Source organism: Burkholderia sp. BKH01, from assembly GCF_025685725.1.
Taxonomy (GTDB): Bacteria; Pseudomonadota; Gammaproteobacteria; order Burkholderiales; family Burkholderiaceae; genus Burkholderia; species Burkholderia pyrrocinia_C.
The window spans coordinates 29,174-46,163 of sequence record NZ_JAOTQT010000038.1 but is presented as its reverse complement, the minus strand read 5'-3'; the positions used below and the strand labels follow the sequence as shown (position 1 = coordinate 46,163).

Below are 16,990 nucleotides of genomic sequence, written 5' to 3'. Positions count from 1 at the left end.
AACTCGCGACCTCAACCTTGGCAAGGTTGCGCTCTACCAACTGAGCTACTCCCGCATTTGTCCTGCATCTGCAGCGCTTTGCCGACCAACACGCTGCCAGAAAAATCTGGAGCGGGAGACGAGTCTCGAACTCGCGACCTCAACCTTGGCAAGGTTGCGCTCTACCAACTGAGCTACTCCCGCGTATTGCTGCGCTACTGCTTCCCCGTCGCACTTACTTCGCCGTGCAGCGGAGAAGCGAGATTATGTCGAAGGCACATTCGTGTGTCAAGGGCTTTTCCTGCCCTTTTTCCAAAAACCTGCGCCGACGAGTACGTGGCACAGGTCACGCGCCGCCGCGCTCGCGAATCTGCGGCCACGCGAGCTTCATGTAGTACAGCATCGACCAGATCGTCAGCACCGCCGCGAGATACATCAGCCACTCGCCCCACACGCGAGTGTCGATCGTCGCGACGCCGAGCGGCAGCGGCCCGTAGAACAGCAGCATCGGGATCGCGACCATCTGGCACGCGGTCTTGAACTTGCCGAGCTGGTTCACCGCGACGCTCTTCGACGCGCCGATCTGCGCCATCCACTCGCGCAGCGCCGAGATCGCGATCTCGCGGCCGACGATCACGAGCGCGATTGCCGCGTCGACGCGCGAAATCTGCACGAGGATCAGCAGCGCGGCCGTCACCATCAGCTTGTCCGCCACCGGATCGAGAAACGCGCCGAACGACGACGTCTGGTTCCACTTGCGTGCGAGAAACCCGTCGAACCAGTCGGTCAGCGCGGCGAGGATGAAGATCGCCGCCGCCGCGAGATTGCGGTGCGCGCCGCCCATCACCGTGTCCGGCAGATAGAACACGCCGACGACGAGCGGAATCAGCACGATCCGCACCCACGTCAGGAAAATCGGGAAATTGAACGGCATGGCATCCGGGACAGTAAAGGATTCGCAATTGTGCCGTGTCGACCGGCCTGCCACAAGAACGCGAAAACGCGGGGGCAAGGCAGCCGGACGCACGGGCGTGTCAGTGAAGCTGCTTGTAGATCTGCTCGGCAAGCGCGTGCGAGATGCCCTCGACGCTCGCGAGTTCCTCGACGCTCGCGGCAACGACGCCGCGCAACCCGCCGAAGCGCGCGAGCAGCCGCTGCCGGCGCTTCGCGCCGACGCCCTCGAGCTCCTCGAGCCGCGATGTCTGGCGCGCCTTCGCCCGCTTCGCGCGCATGCCCGTGATCGCGAAGCGGTGCGCCTCGTCGCGAATCTGCGCGACGAGCATCAGCGCTGCGCTCTCCTTGCCGAGTTCGAGCGGCGTGCGGCCGTCCGCGAACACGAGCGTCTCGAGGCCGACCTTGCGCCCCTCGCCTTTCGCGACGCCGACCAGCATCGACGTGTCGAGGCCAAGCTCGGTGAACACCTGGCGCGCGATTTCGACCTGACCCTTGCCGCCGTCGATCAGCACAATGTTCGGCAGCAGGCTCGACGCCTCGGCCTGGCGCGTCGACTCGCCGTCGATGCCCGCCGCATCGTCCGCGGCGGCCGCCTGCGCGGCCTGCTCGACCATCTTCTCGTAGCGGCGCGTGAGCACCTGCCGCATCGCCGCGTAATCGTCGCCCGGCGTGATGCCCGTGATGTTGTAGCGACGGTACTCGCCCGACTGCATCTTGTGATGGTGATAGACGACGCACGACGCCTGCGTCGCCTCGCCCATCGTATGGCTGATGTCGAAGCATTCGATCCGCAGAGTCGAGAGATCGTCGCATTCGTAGCTGAGCGTCTCCGCGAGCGCACGCGTACGTGCCTGCTGCGAGCCCTGCTCGGACAGCAGCCGTGCGAGCGCGATCTGCGCGTTCTGCTCGGCCATCGACAGCCACGCGCGCCGCTGCCCCTGCGGCTGCCGCACCAGCGACACCTTGTGGCCGGCCTGCTCGGACAGCAGTTCGAGCAAGTCGCGGCTCGCGGGCGCATGACTCACGACGAGCACCGGCGGCACGCGGTTGCCGAGATAGTGCTGCGCGATGAATGCGTCGAGCACCTCGGCCTCGACCGACGCCACCGCGTCGCCACGCGCGCCGCCGCCCTCTTCCGCCGGCCGGTCGGGCAGCACACCGTCAGTCGCGTCGGCAATTTCCGCCACCTCGGCCTCGTCGCCGAGACCGCCCTCGGCGAGCGTCAGCGCGCTTTCGACGTGCGCCGGGAAATACGCCTTGTCGCCAAGATGGCGGCCGCCGCGCACCATCGCGAGGTTCACGCACACGCGCCCGCCCCGCGCGACGACCGCCAGGATGTCGACGTCGCTGTCGCCGCCGACCTCGATCGCCTGCTGGTGCAGCACCGTCGCGAGCGAGCTCATCTGGTTGCGCACGGCCGCCGCCTGCTCGAATTTCAGCTCGGCCGCAAACGCGTGCATCTTCTGCTCGAGCTCCTTCATCACTTCGGACTGCCGGCCGAGCAGGAAACGCGCGGCGTTCGACACGTCGACCGCGTAATCCTCGTCGGAAATCGCGCCGACGCACGGCGCCGTGCAGCGCCCGATCTGGTGCAGCAGGCACGGCCGCGTGCGGTTGTTGAAGACCGAATCCTCGCAAGTCCGCAACTGGAACACGCGCTGCAGGATCTGGATGCTCTCGCGCACGGCCCACGCACTCGGGAACGGCCCGAAATACTGGTTCTGCTTGTCGACCGAGCCACGGTAGTAGGCCATCCGCGGAAAACGGTGCGCGGTGAGCTTCAGGTACGGATACGACTTGTCGTCGCGAAACAGGATGTTGTAGCGCGGCGCGAGCGCCTTGATCAGGTTGTTCTCGAGCAGCAGCGCCTCGGCTTCCGAGCGGGTGACGGTCGTCTCGATGCGCGCGATGCGCGTGACCATCATCGCGATGCGCGGCGACAGCTGCGTCTTCGTGAAATAGCTCGACACGCGCTTCTTCAGGTCGCGCGCCTTGCCGACGTAGAGGACGGCGCCCGCCGTGTCGTAATAGCGATAGACGCCCGGCATGTGCGGCAACTGCGCAAGGATCTTCTTCGGTTCGAACGGAGTATCGGAGGCTTCTGGGGATGTCATGCGTGATCCGGGCGCCTTGTAACGCGGAACGGGTCTATTAGAATCGCCAGTTTAGAGCATTCATCGGCCCGCTTCGATGCCACGCACCACCGCTGTCCCCCAATCCGCCGCGCCGCTCGCGCCGGGCGAACCGATCGCCTGCGATCTCTTCTGCACGGTAATCGACAATTTCGGCGACATCGGCGTGTGCTGGCGCGTCGCGCGCCAGCTCGCACACGAGCACGGCTGGCAGGTTCGCTTGTTCGTGGACGACCTGCGCACGTTCGCGCGCCTGCTGCCGGGGGTCGATCCCGATGCGGGACGGCAGACGGTCGACGGCATCGTGATCGAGCACTGGCACGCGGAAGCCGGCGACGCGCTGGAGATCGCCGACGTCGTGATCGAGGCATTCGCGTGCGAGCTGCCCGGCGCGTATCTCGCCGCGATGGCGCGCCGCACGCGTTGCCCAGTGTGGATCAACCTCGAATACCTGAGCGCCGAGGACTGGGTCGCCGATTTCCATCTGCGGCCATCGCCGCATCCGCGCTACCCGCTGCTGAAGACGTTCTTCTTCCCGGGCCTGTCGGCCGGTACCGGCGGCGTCCTGAAGGAACACGACCTCGATGCGCGCCGCACCGCGTTCGAAACCGACGCGGCCGCGCGCGCCGCGTGGTGGCAGCGTGCGACCGGCGGCGCGCCGCCGGCGCCCGGCACGACGGTCGTCAGCCTGTTCGCGTACGAGAATCCGGCCGTCGACGCGCTGCTCGCGCAGTGGCGCGACGGCCCGTCGCCGGTCGTCGCGCTCGTGCCGGCCGGCCGCGTGTCGCCCGCCGTGGCGCGCTTCTTCGGGGTCGAGTCGTTCGGCGCGGGCGCTCATGCGAGCAGCGGCAACCTGGTCGCTCACGGGCTCGCGTTCGTTCCGCAGGCCGACTACGACCCGCTGCTGTGGGCGGCCGACATCAATTTCGTCCGCGGCGAGGATTCGTTCGTCCGTGCGCAATGGGCACGCAAGCCGTTCGTGTGGCATATCTACCCGCAGGCCGACGATGCGCACCTGCCGAAGCTCGACGCCGCGCTCGCGCACCTGTCGACCGGCCTCGCCGACGCGCCGCGCGCGGCGCTCGAGCGCTTCTGGCATGCGTGGAACGGCGCCGGCACGCCCGACTGGGCCGATTTCCGCCAGCACCGTGCCGCCCTGGACGCCAACGCGGCCCGCTGGGCCGACACGCTCGCGGCCGTCGGCGATCTCGCCGGAAAGCTGGCGGAATACGCAAAATCTCAGTTAAAATAAGCGGTTATCCGACGGCTGACCACGCAAGCGCATGCTTGTGGCGTCCACCGGAACGCACCGCTTGCGCCGTCAGCCCTCGCGCAACGCTCAGGCACCTATTTATTTGATTTGATCAGGACAGTTTTTATGAAGACCGCACAAGAACTCCGCGTAGGCAACGTCGTGCAGATCGGCAGCGACGCTTGGGTCATCGCGAAGACGGAATACAACAAGTCGGGCCGTAACGCCGCCGTCGTCAAGATGAAGATGAAGAACCTGCTGTCCAACGCAGGCCAGGAATCGGTCTACAAGGCCGACGACAAGTTCGACGTCGTCGTGCTCGACCGCAAGGAAGTGACGTACTCGTACTTCGCTGATCCGATGTACGTGTTCATGGACGCCGACTACAACCAGTTCGAAGTCGAAGCCGAAATGATGGGCGAAGCGCTGAACTACCTCGAAGACGGCATGGCGTGCGAAGTCGTGTTCTACAACGAGAAGGCGATCTCGGTCGAACTGCCGACGATCCTCGTTCGCGAGATCACCTACACCGAGCCGGCCGTCAAGGGCGACACGTCGTCGGGCAAGGTGCTGAAGAACGCGAAGCTCGCAACGGGCTTCGAACTGCAGGTTCCGCTCTTCTGCAACACCGGCGACAAGATCGAAATCGATACGCGCACGAACGAATACCGCAGCCGCGCGTAATCGCCAGCGTTACACGCATCGAACAAAGCGCCCTTCGGGGCGCTTTTTGTTTGCCTGTCGCCAACAGCGATCGCAAACCAGTGCCATATCAAGCACAAAATCCACCGGTAAAGATATTCAATTTGTATCATCGGTAACTGTTTTATAGCGCTGGAGAAATAATGCGCGTTACACGTTCAGCGGGGCATAAAATCAGTTTTTAATCTGACATGCGGCTGCGGCTCCGATGGTCGACAGCCCGCCTCTCTTGACTCGACTCGCGTCCACCATGCCACACGCCCTGATTGTCGAAGACGATCCCAACAGTCTCTCCGGCCTCACCGCGCTGCTCGCCGCAGACGGCTTCTCGGTCGACACGGCCACGTCGCTCGCCGAAGCGCGCACGGCGCTCGGCCGCTCGATTCCCGATGTCGTCCTCGTCGACCTGAACCTGCCGGACGGCAGCGGGTTCGACCTGCTCCAGCACCTGCCGCAGCAGCAGCCGAACGGCTCGCTGCCCGTCATCGTGCTGACGGGCAACGCGACGGTCGAAAGCGCAATCGAGGGCCTGCGTCACGGTATTTGGGACTACCTGCTGAAGCCGATCAACATTCCGCGCCTGCGCAGCCTGCTCGCGCGAATTCCCCGCCCGTACGAACTGATCGACGAAGTGCAGTCGCTGCGCGCATCGCTGCGCCATCTCGGCCGCTTCGGCGCACTGGTCGGCCGCAGCGACGCGATGCAGCACGTGTACGACATGATCGAGCACAACGCGCGCACCGAAACGGCCGTGCTGTTCGCGGGCGAAGCCGGCACCGGCAAGAAGCTGGCCGCACGCACGCTGCACGAACTGAGCCGGCGCCGCAAAGGGCCGTTCGTGTCGTTCGACTGCCGGACGATCACGCAGGCAGGCCGGCACGGCGCGTCGCTCGACAGCGTGCTGTTCGGCCATGAGCGCGGCGCGTTCGACGGCGCCGAGCGCCGCGAATCGGGCCTGTTCGAACAGGCGGGCGGCGGCACGCTGTTCCTCGACGAGATCACCGCGCTGCCGCTCGTGCTGCAGGAAGCGCTGCTGCAAGCGCTCGATTCGCAGAACTTCATGCGGATCGGCGGCACGAGCGCGATCACGAGCGATTTCCGGCTGATCGCGACCACGCGCCGCCCGGCGCGCGAAGCGGTCGCGAACGGCACGCTGCGCGAGGATCTGTGGCTGCGCCTCGACGCGGCATCGATCACGATGCCGCCGCTGCGCGAGCGCGACGGCGACGCGCTCGCGATCGCGGACGCGCTGATCGACGAACTGAACCGCGAAGCGCGCGCAACCGGCCGCAGCACGACCGACAAGCGCGCGGCGCCGGGCTTCGTACGCGAATGCGTGTCGTACGAATGGCCCGGCAACGTGCGCGAGTTGCAGGAGCGCGTGCGCTTCGCATACGACGCATCGGGCGATTTCATCGAGACGCTGCGCGCAGGCGAGACCAGCTTCTCCGCCGGCGCCGCGCTGAACGGCAGCAGCGTGCAGATCAAGGTCGGCACGCCGCTGGCCGACGTCGAGGATCTGCTGATCCGCGCGACGCTCGACGCGGTCGGCGGCACGCGTCACCGCGCGGCGACGCTGCTCGGCATCAGCCCGAAGACGCTGTACAACAAGCTGCAGCGGATGAAGGTGAACTGAGCGGCCGGTGATGCATGCAGGCGATGGCAGGATTTGACCGTTAGTTGCGTCATAAGGTCACCGCGGCGGTATGCCTGATTTCCGCCGCAGTCCGGTTCACGCGTGCCGCACCCCATGTAAAAAGCCGCGCTGTTGCGCGGCTTCTTGTTTCAGCGACCGGAATGGCGCGGTAGCGCGCCGACCCCTTCCCCGTTTATGCCAGTGCGCTGCTCAACAGCGCCTGCGCCTGCAGATACTCGGGCTGCACGATCAGCTTGTCCCACTTGAGCGCCTTGCCGCGCGCGCGCATCCGCTTGAGGCGTCGCACCGACTCGGCCGATGCCTGCGCCTTCAGCTCGTTCAGCACGACCTCGGCCGCATCCGGCTGGTTGCAGACGAGCACCATGTCGCAACCGGCGGCGAGCGCCGCTTCGGCCGCCTGCGTGAGCGTGCCGCCTTCGCGGGCAGCCTCCATCGACAGGTCGTCGCTGAAGATCGCGCCCGTGAAGCCGAGCCGGCCGCGCAGGATGTCCTGCAGCCACAGGCGCGAGAAACCGGCCGGCCGCTTGTCGACCTGCGTGTAGATCACGTGCGCGGGAATCACCGCGGACAGCGACAAGCCGAGCCAGTCGTACGGCGCGACGTCCTGCTTGAGGATCGCGTCGAGCGCGCGATCGTCGGTCGGCAGCGCGACGTGCGAATCGGCCTCCGCGAAGCCGTGCCCGGGAAAATGCTTGCCGCAGTTCGCCATGCCGGCAAGCGACAGCCCGTGGTTCAGGCTCTTCGCGAGCAGCGTGACGACGCGCGGGTCGCGATGGAATGCGCGATCGCCGATCACTTTCGAGTGCCCGTAATCGAGATCGAGCACGGGCGTGAAGCTCATGTCGATCCCGCACGCGCGCAGTTCGGCAGCCAGGACGTAGCCGACGGCGGTCGCGACCTTCGTCGCGAGCAGCACGTCGCGATCCCACAGCTCGCCGAGGCGGCGCATCGCGGGCAGCACCGTGAAGCCGTCGGTGCGGAACCGCTGCACGCGCCCGCCTTCGTGATCGACGGCGATCAGGATGTCTTCGCGCACCGCGCGGATCGAGTCGGTCAGCGCGGTCAGCTGCGCGCGATTCTGGAAGTGCCGCGCGAACAGGATCACGCCGCCGGTGTTCGGATGCGCGAGGCGCCGCGCATCGTCGCGCGACAGGGTCGTGCCGACGACGTCGAGCATGACCGGGCCGGGAGTCGTTTTCATCGAATCGGGAATTCCGTCAGGAGGAGGTTCGGGAAACAGGTGCAGGCGCGGCGTCCGTCTCGGCGATCACGAACGACACCGCATAGTCGCGTTCGTCGCTGACCGTCACGCGCGCCGTGATGCCGCGCGCCGCAAGCCAGTCGGCCAGCTCGCCCGACGCGACCACGTACGGCTCGCCGCTCGGGTGGTTGAGGGTCTGCAATGCACGCCACGTCATCGGCCAGTGCATGCCGAGCCCGATCGCCTTCGAGAACGCTTCCTTCGCGGAAAAGCGCGTCGCGAGAAACGCGATGCCGCGTGCCTCGGAACGTGCGCGGCGCGCATGGAACACGCGCAGTTCGTCCGGACCCAGCACCTTCTCGGCAAACCGGCCGCCCGTGCGTTCAAGCACGGCCGCGACGCGGCTCACCTGGGCGATGTCGGTACCGATACCGTAGATCGCCATGTCAGTACGCGCCGGAGCGCCCCGGCGGGGCCGGGTTGCGATCGGCGCGCGCGGCGCGTTGGCATTTCATCTTCAGCGCGCGCCGCCATGCAGCGCGGCGACGCGTGCGGCGACCATGATCGCCTTCATCTCGCGCACCGCGTTGTCCCAGCCCGCGAAGATCGCGTGCGCGACGATCGCGTGGCCGATGTTCAGTTCGACGATGCCGTCGATCGCGGCGATCTGCTGCACGTTCGTGTAATGCAGGCCGTGACCCGCGTTGACCTTCAGGCCGAGCTTCGCGCCGGCCTGCACGCCCGCGACGATGCGCTCGTATTCGCGCTGCTGCGCGGCTTCGTCGTGCGCCTCGGCGTAGCGGCCCGTATGCAGCTCGATCACCGGCGCGCCCGCTTCGTGCGCGGCGCGGATCTGCGTTTCGTCCGGGTCGATGAACAGCGATACGCGCACGCCCACGTCGGCAAGCTGCTTGCACGCCGCGCGCACGGCCTCGAAGTGGCCGGCGACATCGAGGCCGCCTTCGGTCGTCAGTTCCTCGCGCTTCTCGGGCACGAGGCACGCGTCGTGCGGACGTACTTCGCACGCGATATCGAGCATCTCGGCGGTCACCGCGCACTCGAGGTTCATGCGCGTCTTCAGCAGCGGGCGCAGCTTGCGCACGTCCGCGTCGACGATGTGGCGGCGATCCTCGCGCAGGTGCAGCGTGATCGCGTCCGCGCCGGCCTCTTCGGCGGCAAGCGCCGCGCGGATCGGATCCGGATAGGCCGTGCCGCGCGCATTGCGCAGCGTCGCGACGTGGTCGATGTTCACGCCGAGGTCGATGGCGGTGGGCGTTGTCAGGAAGAAACTCATAGGTTTTGCAGGTCGATCAGGATCTGGCGCGTGGCGAGCGGCGTACCGCCGAGATAAGTGTTCAGCAGGAAGCGCATCAGCGTCTTGCTTTGCGCAACCGTCTGGGCTCGATGGTAATCGTCCTGCTCCATGTCGAGCAACGTCTGTCCGGTGATGACCGGCCAGTGCGACGGCACATCGTCGTCCGCATTGCGCACGCCGCGCTCGGGATCGAACACGTACCGGCGGTCGGGCTCGACCGCGCGACGCGCGACCGTGCGGTTCAGCGCCATCGCATAGCCGGTCTCGCGCAGCAGCACGCGCTCGAACGAGCGTAGCACCTGCACCGCGGGCTCGCCGTGCGCGAGGCGCGTGAGCGTCAGCACGTAATGATTGAACAGCGGCGGCTGCGGATCCTCGCGCGCGCAGAATTTCACGAGCAGTTCGTTTGCGTAGAAGCCGCACAGCAGCCCGTCGCCGCCGAGCGGCAGCATCCCGCCGACCCACTCGGCGCCCGTCAGCGTGCGCACCTCGGATTTGCCCGACCAGGACAGCAGCAGCGGCTGGAATGTCTGCAGCACGCCGCGCAGCGCGGAGTGCGGGCGCTTCGCGCCCTTCGCGACGAGCGCGAGCCGGCCATGATCGCGCGTCAGCACGTCGACGATCAGGCTCGTTTCCCGGTACGGATAGCTGTGCAGCACGAACGCCGGCTGCTCGGCGACGCGGAAATCGGACGTGCGAGACGTCGCACGCCGCGCCTTGCGCGGCGGTTCGGGCGGGGCCGGCAGCGGCGCGTCGTTCGCGCCGGCCGTCACCGCGTCTTCAGTCGACGTCAGCGCGTCATTCGTACCCATAGGCGCGCAGCCCCGCCTCGTTGTCGGCCCAGCCGCTCTTCACCTTCACGAAGGTCTCGAGGTACACCGGGCCGTCGAACAGCTTCTCCATGTCCATCCGCGCCTCGGTGCTGATCTGCTTGAGCTTCTCGCCCTTCTTGCCGATCACCATCGCCTTGTGCGAATCGCGTTCGACGAGGATCGTCGCGAAGATGCGCTTCAGGCGCCCCTCCTCCTCGAACTTTTCGATGATGACGGTGCTCGTGTACGGCAGTTCGTCGCCGGTCCAGCGGAACACCTTCTCGCGCAGGATCTCGGCCGCGAGGAAGCGCGAGCTGCGGTCGGTGAGTTCATCCTCGCCGTAGATCGGCTCGCCTTCCGGCAGGTACGGCTTGATCGTCTCCAGCAGGCGCTTGATGTCTTCCGGCCGCTGCGCCGACAGCGGCACGAGTTCGGTGAATTCGCGCAGCGCGCTCATCTGCTGCATGAACGGGAACAGCGTCGCCTTGTCGGTCACGCGGTCGATCTTGTTCGCGATCAGCAGCGTCGGCATGCCGGGCGGAATCAGGTCGAGCACCTTCTGGTCGTCGGGCCCGAAGCGGCCGGCCTCGATCACGAACAGGATCACGTCGACCGACGTCAGCGTCGACGTGACCGCGCGGTTCAGCGAACGATTCAGCGCGGTGCTGTGACGGGTCTGGAAACCCGGCGTGTCGACGAACACGAACTGCGCGTCGTCGAACGTGTTGATGCCGGTGATGCGATGGCGGGTCGTCTGCGCCTTGCGCGACGTGATGCTGATCTTCTGGCCGACGAGTGCGTTCATCAACGTCGACTTGCCGACGTTCGGGCGGCCCACGATCGCGATCATGCCGCAACGGAAACCGGTAGGAGCGGGAGTGTTCATATCGTTTGGGAGACAGGTTCGGAAACGGCCGCGCGGTGCGCGGCACGATCGATGGGCAATTCAGTGGTCGGCATCGGCCACGCGCGCCTGCGTGGCTGCGAGGCTCGCACCGCCCGGCGGCGTATCGGAATCGGGCGCCGCGGCATCGCGTGCGCGCACGGCTGCACGCGAAGCGGGGTCGGAGCCGGCGGAAGGCTTGTCGGCGGACGACGATGCCAGATCGGCTGCGTGGCCAGCCGGCTTGTCGGCTGCGCGCGGCGTGGCCTCCGCGGGCTTTTCCGCTACTTTGTCGGTGCGCTCGGCGGGCTTTTCGGCAACCTTGTCGGTCGCCGGCTTGGCCGCCCGTTCGCCCTTGTCGGCAGCCGCCTCGACATGCGCCGCGCGAATCGCGGCCATCGGCGCCACAGCCGGCTCCGCACCGGCTCCGGTCGCGGCGGTGGCCGCGGGCACCGCACCGGCCGCCTTGGCCTCACGCGCCGCCGCACGTTCCTTACGTTCCGGCGAGCGCAGGTCGAGCGCTTCCTGCACGCCCTTCACGCCCGGCACGATTTCGGGTTCGACATGCTTCGACCCGCGTGCGTTTTTCGAGCGCTTCGGCTTCGCGGCCAGCATCGGCGCGGCCGCGATCACCTCGTCGAGCGCCTTCTTCGCCGCTGCCTGCTCGGCCGCGCGCCGGCTTGCGCCGGAGCCCGACACCTTCACGTCAAGCTTCGGCACCGTGCATTCGACTTCGAATTGCTGATTGTGCGCCGCACCATGCGTCGCGACGACCGTGTAGGTCGGCAGCGCGATCTTGTGCCCCTGCAGGTATTCCTGCAGCAGCGTCTTCGCGTCCTTGCCGAGCGTGCGCGGATCGATGTGGTCGAGAATCGGGATGTAGAGGCGCTTGATGACCCCTTGGGCGGCTTCGAAGCCGCCATCGAGGAACACGGCCCCGATGATGGCTTCGAACGCGTCCGCGAGGATCGACGGGCGGCGGAAACCACCGCTGCGCAACTCGCCCTCGCCCAGCCGCAGCCCGTCCGAGATATTCAGGGCCTGAGCAATTTCGTACAGCGACTGCTGTTTGACGAGGTTGGCGCGTACGCGCGACAGGTCACCTTCGTCCAGCTTGCTGAAACGCTGGAACAAAAGGGCGGCCACCGCGCAATTCAGAACGGAGTCGCCGAGAAACTCGAGCCGTTCGTTGTGCGTGGCACTGTGACTGCGATGGGTCAAAGCCTGGCGCAACAATTCCGCATTGCGAAATTCGTAGCGCAGCCGGCTTTCCAACTGGGATAGGGGCATGTGCAGGAGTATAACGCGGGCGCCGGTCGGGCCGAAACGGCACGGCCGGACACGAAAAGGCGTGACGAGGCGGTGTTACCGCCGGTTCTTAAAGTAGTTCGGCAATACGCGACGCGGCCCGTGCGTCGCGTATTGCGTGTGCGTCGAATGCGATCAGTTGAAGGAACCGATGCGCTTCAGGTCGCTGAAGTTCATCCAGATGAAGAACGCGCGGCCGACGATGTTCCGGTCCGGTACGAAACCCCAGTAGCGGCTGTCCGCGCTGTTGTCGCGGTTGTCGCCCATCATGAAGTAGTGACCGGGCGGCACCTTGCAGATCACGCCGCGGCTGTTGTACGTGCAGTTGTCGCGATACGGATAGTCGTATGCGCCCATCACGAACGGCGGCACCGCGGGGTTGTTGAGGATCGCGTTCTTCTTGTTGCCGATCGTCTCTTCGAACTGCTTCGCGTAATTCTGGCGCTCGTCGTCGAAGAAATCGGGCAGCGGCGTTTCGGGCACCGGCTGGCCGTTGATCGTGAGCTGCTTGTCCTGGTACGCGACCGTGTCGCCCGGCAAGCCGATCACGCGCTTGATGTAGTCGACCGACTCGTCCTTCGGATAACGGAACACGACGACGTCGCCGCGCGACAGCGGGCTGCCCTGCGTGATCTTCGTGTTCGTGACCGGCAGGCGCAGCCCGTACTCGAACTTGTTGACGAGGATGAAGTCGCCGACGAGCAGCGTCGGCACCATCGAACCCGACGGGATCTTGAACGGCTCGACGATGAACGAACGCACGACGAACACCGCCAGGATCACCGGGAAGAAGCTCGCGGTGTACTCGAGCCACCACGGCTGGCGCAGCTTCTCGTCGCGCAGCTTCGAACGCGTCTGCACTGCGTTTTCGTCCGCGAAACGCTTGTCGATGCGCGACTGCTGGCGATCGAACTCCTCGATCGCCGAGTCGGCCGCCATGCGTCGCCGCGGCATGAACACCAGTTTGTCCAGCACCCACGCTACGCCCGTCACGACGACGAGCACAAAAAGAATCAGCGCAAAATTCATAAAGGGAACAGTCCTGTTATTTATCTTCGACGCGCAAGATCGCAAGGAACGCTTCCTGCGGGATCTCGACCGAACCCACCTGCTTCATGCGTTTCTTACCTGCCTTCTGCTTTTCGAGCAGCTTCTTCTTGCGCGTGATGTCACCGCCATAACACTTCGCCAGCACGTTCTTGCGCAGCGCCTTGATGTTCTCGCGGGCGATGATGTGCGCACCGATCGTGGCCTGGATCGCCACGTCGTACATCTGGCGCGGAATGATCTCGCGCATCTTCGCCGCCACTTCTCGGCCGCGATACTGCGATTGCGACCGGTGGACGATCACCGACAGCGCATCGACCTTGTCGCCGTTGATCAGCATGTCGACCTTCACGACGTCCGCCGACCGGTATTCCTTGAACTCGTAGTCCATCGACGCGTAGCCGCGCGACACCGACTTCAGGCGGTCGAAGAAATCGAGCACGATCTCGGCCATCGGGATTTCGTAGGTCAGCTGCACCTGGCGGCCGTGATACTGCATGTTGATCTGCGAGCCGCGCTTCTGCGTGCACAGCGTGATCACCGAGCCGACGTAGTCCTGCGGCATGTAGAGATTCACCGTGACGATCGGCTCGCGGATCTCCTCGATCTTCGGCGGCTCCGGCATCTTCGCGGGATTCTCGACCATCACGATCGAGCCGTCGCTCATCAGGACCTCGTAGACCACGGTCGGCGCCGTGGTGATGAGGTCCATGTCGAATTCGCGCTCCAGCCGCTCCTGCACGATCTCCATATGCAGGAGACCCAGGAAGCCGCACCGGAACCCGAAGCCGAGCGCCTGCGACACTTCGGGCTCGTACTGCAGCGACGCGTCGTTGAGCTTCAGCTTCTCGAGCGATTCGCGCAGCGCGTCGTACTGGTTCGCTTCCACCGGATAGAGGCCGGCGAACACCTGCGGCTTCACTTCCTTGAAGCCCGGCAGCGCTTGCGCCGCCGGCTTGGCCACGTGCGTGACGGTATCGCCGACCTTCGCGGCCGTCAGTTCCTTGATGCCGGCGATGATGAAGCCCACCTGCCCCGCCGACAGCGAATCGAGATTGCGCGACTTCGGCGTGAACACGCCGATGTGCTCGACCGGATACTGCGCACCGGTCGCCATCATCTTGATCTTGTCCTTCGGGCGCAGCGTGCCGTTGACGATGCGAACCAGCATCACGACGCCGACGTAGTTGTCGAACCACGAATCGATGATGAGCGCCTGCAGCGGCGCGTCCGGATCGCCCTTCGGCGGCGGCACCTTCGCGATCAGCGCTTCGAGCACGTCCTCGACGCCGAGGCCCGTCTTCGCGCTGCAGCGCGTCGCGTCGGTCGCGTCGATGCCGATTACGTCCTCGATCTCCTCGATCGCGTTCTCGGGGTTCGCGGCCGGCAGGTCGATCTTGTTCAGCACCGGCACGACCTCGACGCCGAGCTCGATCGCCGTGTAGCAGTTCGCGACCGTCTGCGCCTCGACGCCCTGGCTCGCGTCGACGACCAGCAGCGCGCCTTCGCACGCGGACAGCGAACGGCTGACCTCGTACGAGAAGTCGACGTGCCCCGGCGTGTCGATCAGGTTCAGGTTGTAGACCTTGCCGTCGCGCGCGCGATAGGACAGTGCAGCCGTCTGCGCCTTGATCGTGATGCCGCGCTCGCGCTCGATATCCATCGAGTCGAGCACCTGCGCTTCCATTTCACGGTCGGCGAGACCGCCGCAGACCTGGATGATGCGATCCGCGAGCGTCGACTTGCCATGGTCGATGTGCGCGATGATCGAGAAATTGCGAATATGATCCATTCAGTGCCGATCAAGCGAAAAAGGCGCGCTCGACGACTGCGGAGCACGCCTTGTGTAAGTCGGTGAAAAAACAGCCTATTTTAGCCGAAAAGGCCTTCACCGGGCGGTATTTCGGACGCCTGGCCGCGCGGCACCCGGCCGGGGCGCCTGCCGGGCGAAGTCCCGTGCGAAGCGACGCCGGCCGGCGACAGGCTCAGCGCCGGGCCGCGAGCGCGTCGCGCACCCTCGCGTCGTCGAACCGGTGGCGGCACACTTCCGCGCCGTCCAGCAGCAGCACCGGCACGTCCTCGTCGTAGCGGGCGACGAGCGCCGCATCGGTGTCGATGTCGACATAGTCGACCGCGACGCCGAATTCGGCCGCCACCGGCGCCAGTGCGTCGCGCATGTCGTCGCACAGGTGGCACCAGCCGCGGCCGTAGAGCGTGAACATCGGCGCGTTACTTCTGGCGCGGCCGCACGGGCACGAACTGCGTGTTGTCGCCGCGCCGCACCAGCACCGCGACCGCCTTCTGCGGATCGAGCTGCGCGGTCACTTCGGCAAGCTGCTTCGCGCTCGTGATGTCGGTATCGCCGACGCGCAGCACGATGTCGCCGCGCTGCAGGCCCGCACGGGCGGCCGGGCCGTCGACGCCGTCGATCTGCACGCCGTTCTTCAGCTTCAGCGTCTTCAACTGATCGGCCGTCAGGTCGCTGACCGTCAGACCGAGCGAATTGGTCTGGCGCGGCTTCTGCGGCGCGTTCTTGCGCTGTTCGGCCTTGGCCGTCGACTCGACCGGCGTCTCCGCGATCGTGATCGGCAGATCGCGCGCCTGACCCTTGCGCCACACGCTGACGGTCGCCTTCGTGCCGGGCTTCGTGTCACCGACCATGCGCGGCAGGTCCGACGCCGCGTCGACCGGGCGGCCGTTGAACTTCAGGATAATGTCGCCCGGCTGGATACCCGCCTTGTCGGCCGGGCCGCCCGGCTCGACGCTGCTGACGAGCGCGCCCTCGGCCTTCGGCAACCCGATCGAGTCGGCCACATCCTTCGTCACCTCGCCGATCGCCACCGCAATCCGACCGCGCGTGACCTTGCCCGTCGCCTTCAACTGGTCGGCCACGCGCATCGCCTCGTCGATCGGAATCGCGAACGAGATGCCCATGAAGCCGCCGGTACGGCTGTAGATCTGCGAGTTGATGCCGATCACCTCGCCTTGCATGTTGATCAGCGGGCCGCCCGAGTTGCCGGGGTTCACGGCGACGTCGGTCTGGATGAACGGCAGATAGTCGCCCGTGTTGCGGCTCTTCGAGCTGACGATGCCGGCCGTCACCGTGTTGTCGAGGCCGAACGGCGAACCGATCGCGACGACCCACTCGCCGACGCGCACCTTGTTCGAGTCGCCGATCGCGACGACAGGCAGGTTCGACGCCTGGATCTTGACGACCGCGACGTCCGTGCGATCGTCAACGCCGATCAGCTTCGCCTTGAATTCGCGCTTGTCGGTCAGCGTCACGTAGATGGTGTCCGCATCGTCGACGACGTGCGCATTGGTCATCACGTAACCGTCGGCCGACACGATGAAGCCCGAGCCGACACCGCGGTTCTGCTCGGTGTCGGGCGGATTGTCCGGCGCGGGCGCGTTCTTCGGGTTGCCATTGCCATTGCCGCTACCGTTGCCGGGTGCCTGCGGCAGCGGAATGCCGAAGAAGCGCCGGAAGAATTCCGACATGTCGCCGTTGTCGAAGCCCGGCGGGAGCATCCCGCGCGGGCCGCTGCTCGTCGGCACGTTGGCAGTGGTCCTGATGTTCACGACGGCCGGCCCGACCCTTTCGACCAGATCGGCGAAGTCGGGCAGGCTGGCAGCGGGAGCCGTCACCGCGAACGCGGTATGCGGCACGAGCGGCAGGCAGGCAGACAGCGCCGCCGCCGCGAGCCATTTGCGCAGCGTGTGTTTCATCATGTCGGAAGCCGTAGCG

The 16,990-nt window shown here is 66.2% G+C and carries 15 protein-coding genes and 1 tRNA gene; 3 read left to right on the top strand and 13 right to left on the bottom strand.

Going from position 1 to position 16,990, the window contains the following annotated elements; genetic code table 11:
* Positions 1–107: 107 nt before the first annotated feature.
* The 3 genes from OEJ37_RS33015 to uvrC all read right to left on the bottom strand — a co-directional run bounded on the left by OEJ37_RS33015 (position 108) and on the right by uvrC (position 3,047).
* A tRNA-Gly gene (locus OEJ37_RS33015) sits at positions 108–183 on the bottom strand.
* Between the two features lie 142 nt (positions 184–325).
* Positions 326–913 carry a CDP-diacylglycerol--glycerol-3-phosphate 3-phosphatidyltransferase gene (gene pgsA, locus OEJ37_RS33010; RefSeq protein ID WP_034183114.1) on the bottom strand — a complete coding sequence of 196 codons (588 nt, stop codon included), beginning with the start codon at positions 911–913 and terminating at the stop codon, positions 326–328.
* A 100-nt stretch (positions 914–1,013) separates the two neighbouring features.
* Positions 1,014–3,047 (bottom strand): excinuclease ABC subunit UvrC, encoded by a 2,034-nt coding sequence (uvrC, locus tag OEJ37_RS33005; protein WP_175918889.1) that lies wholly within the window; start codon positions 3,045–3,047, stop codon positions 1,014–1,016.
* Between the two features lie 76 nt (positions 3,048–3,123).
* Here uvrC and earP point away from each other — a divergent pair, with 76 nt between their 5' ends.
* The 3 genes from earP (at position 3,124) to OEJ37_RS32990 (ending at position 6,655) form a co-directional block, all read left to right on the top strand.
* Complete coding sequence (gene earP, locus OEJ37_RS33000) at positions 3,124–4,317, top strand: elongation factor P maturation arginine rhamnosyltransferase EarP (RefSeq protein ID WP_263349185.1); 1,194 nt, start codon at positions 3,124–3,126, stop codon at positions 4,315–4,317.
* 126 nt (positions 4,318–4,443) lie between these two features.
* Entirely contained in the window at positions 4,444–5,001 is a 558-nt protein-coding gene (gene efp, locus OEJ37_RS32995) for an elongation factor P (RefSeq protein ID WP_174417686.1), read from the top strand.
* A 268-nt stretch (positions 5,002–5,269) separates the two neighbouring features.
* Complete coding sequence (locus OEJ37_RS32990) at positions 5,270–6,655, top strand: sigma-54-dependent transcriptional regulator (RefSeq protein WP_174417687.1); 1,386 nt, start codon at positions 5,270–5,272, stop codon at positions 6,653–6,655.
* Between the two features lie 193 nt (positions 6,656–6,848).
* Here OEJ37_RS32990 and nagZ read toward each other — a convergent pair whose 3' ends face one another.
* From nagZ to OEJ37_RS32940, 10 genes are all read right to left on the bottom strand, one after another.
* Positions 6,849–7,877 (bottom strand): beta-N-acetylhexosaminidase, encoded by a 1,029-nt coding sequence (gene nagZ, locus OEJ37_RS32985; protein ID WP_175918891.1) that lies wholly within the window; start codon positions 7,875–7,877, stop codon positions 6,849–6,851.
* Positions 7,878–7,893: 16 nt separating this feature from the next.
* Positions 7,894–8,322 (bottom strand): holo-ACP synthase, encoded by a 429-nt coding sequence (gene acpS, locus OEJ37_RS32980; RefSeq protein WP_021159685.1) that lies wholly within the window; start codon positions 8,320–8,322, stop codon positions 7,894–7,896.
* A gap of 72 nt (positions 8,323–8,394) precedes the next feature.
* Positions 8,395–9,171 carry a pyridoxine 5'-phosphate synthase gene (pdxJ, locus tag OEJ37_RS32975; protein ID WP_072435991.1) on the bottom strand — a complete coding sequence of 259 codons (777 nt, stop codon included), beginning with the start codon at positions 9,169–9,171 and terminating at the stop codon, positions 8,395–8,397.
* Positions 9,168–10,004 (bottom strand): DNA repair protein RecO, encoded by an 837-nt coding sequence (gene recO / locus OEJ37_RS32970; RefSeq protein WP_059574001.1) that lies wholly within the window; start codon positions 10,002–10,004, stop codon positions 9,168–9,170. Before recO ends, pdxJ begins: the two co-directional genes overlap by 4 nt.
* Positions 9,991–10,890 carry a GTPase Era gene (era, locus tag OEJ37_RS32965; protein WP_175918894.1) on the bottom strand — a complete coding sequence of 300 codons (900 nt, stop codon included), beginning with the start codon at positions 10,888–10,890 and terminating at the stop codon, positions 9,991–9,993. The genes recO and era overlap by 14 nt, the downstream gene beginning before the upstream one ends.
* 60 nt (positions 10,891–10,950) lie before the next feature.
* Positions 10,951–12,177 (bottom strand): ribonuclease III, encoded by a 1,227-nt coding sequence (gene rnc / locus OEJ37_RS32960; protein WP_174417690.1) that lies wholly within the window; start codon positions 12,175–12,177, stop codon positions 10,951–10,953.
* Between the two features lie 153 nt (positions 12,178–12,330).
* Positions 12,331–13,224 (bottom strand): signal peptidase I, encoded by an 894-nt coding sequence (gene lepB, locus OEJ37_RS32955; protein ID WP_174417691.1) that lies wholly within the window; start codon positions 13,222–13,224, stop codon positions 12,331–12,333.
* Positions 13,225–13,240: 16 nt separating this feature from the next.
* Positions 13,241–15,034: a translation elongation factor 4 gene (lepA, locus tag OEJ37_RS32950; protein ID WP_152855349.1), complete on the bottom strand. Its 1,794-nt coding sequence runs from the start codon at positions 15,032–15,034 to the stop codon at positions 13,241–13,243.
* 193 nt (positions 15,035–15,227) lie between these two features.
* On the bottom strand, positions 15,228–15,464 hold the full coding sequence (locus OEJ37_RS32945; RefSeq protein WP_152855350.1) for a glutaredoxin family protein: 237 nt from the start codon (positions 15,462–15,464) through the stop codon (positions 15,228–15,230).
* 7 nt (positions 15,465–15,471) lie between these two features.
* Entirely contained in the window at positions 15,472–16,974 is a 1,503-nt protein-coding gene (locus OEJ37_RS32940; RefSeq protein ID WP_175918897.1) for a DegQ family serine endoprotease, read from the bottom strand.
* Positions 16,975–16,990: the final 16 nt, after the last annotated feature.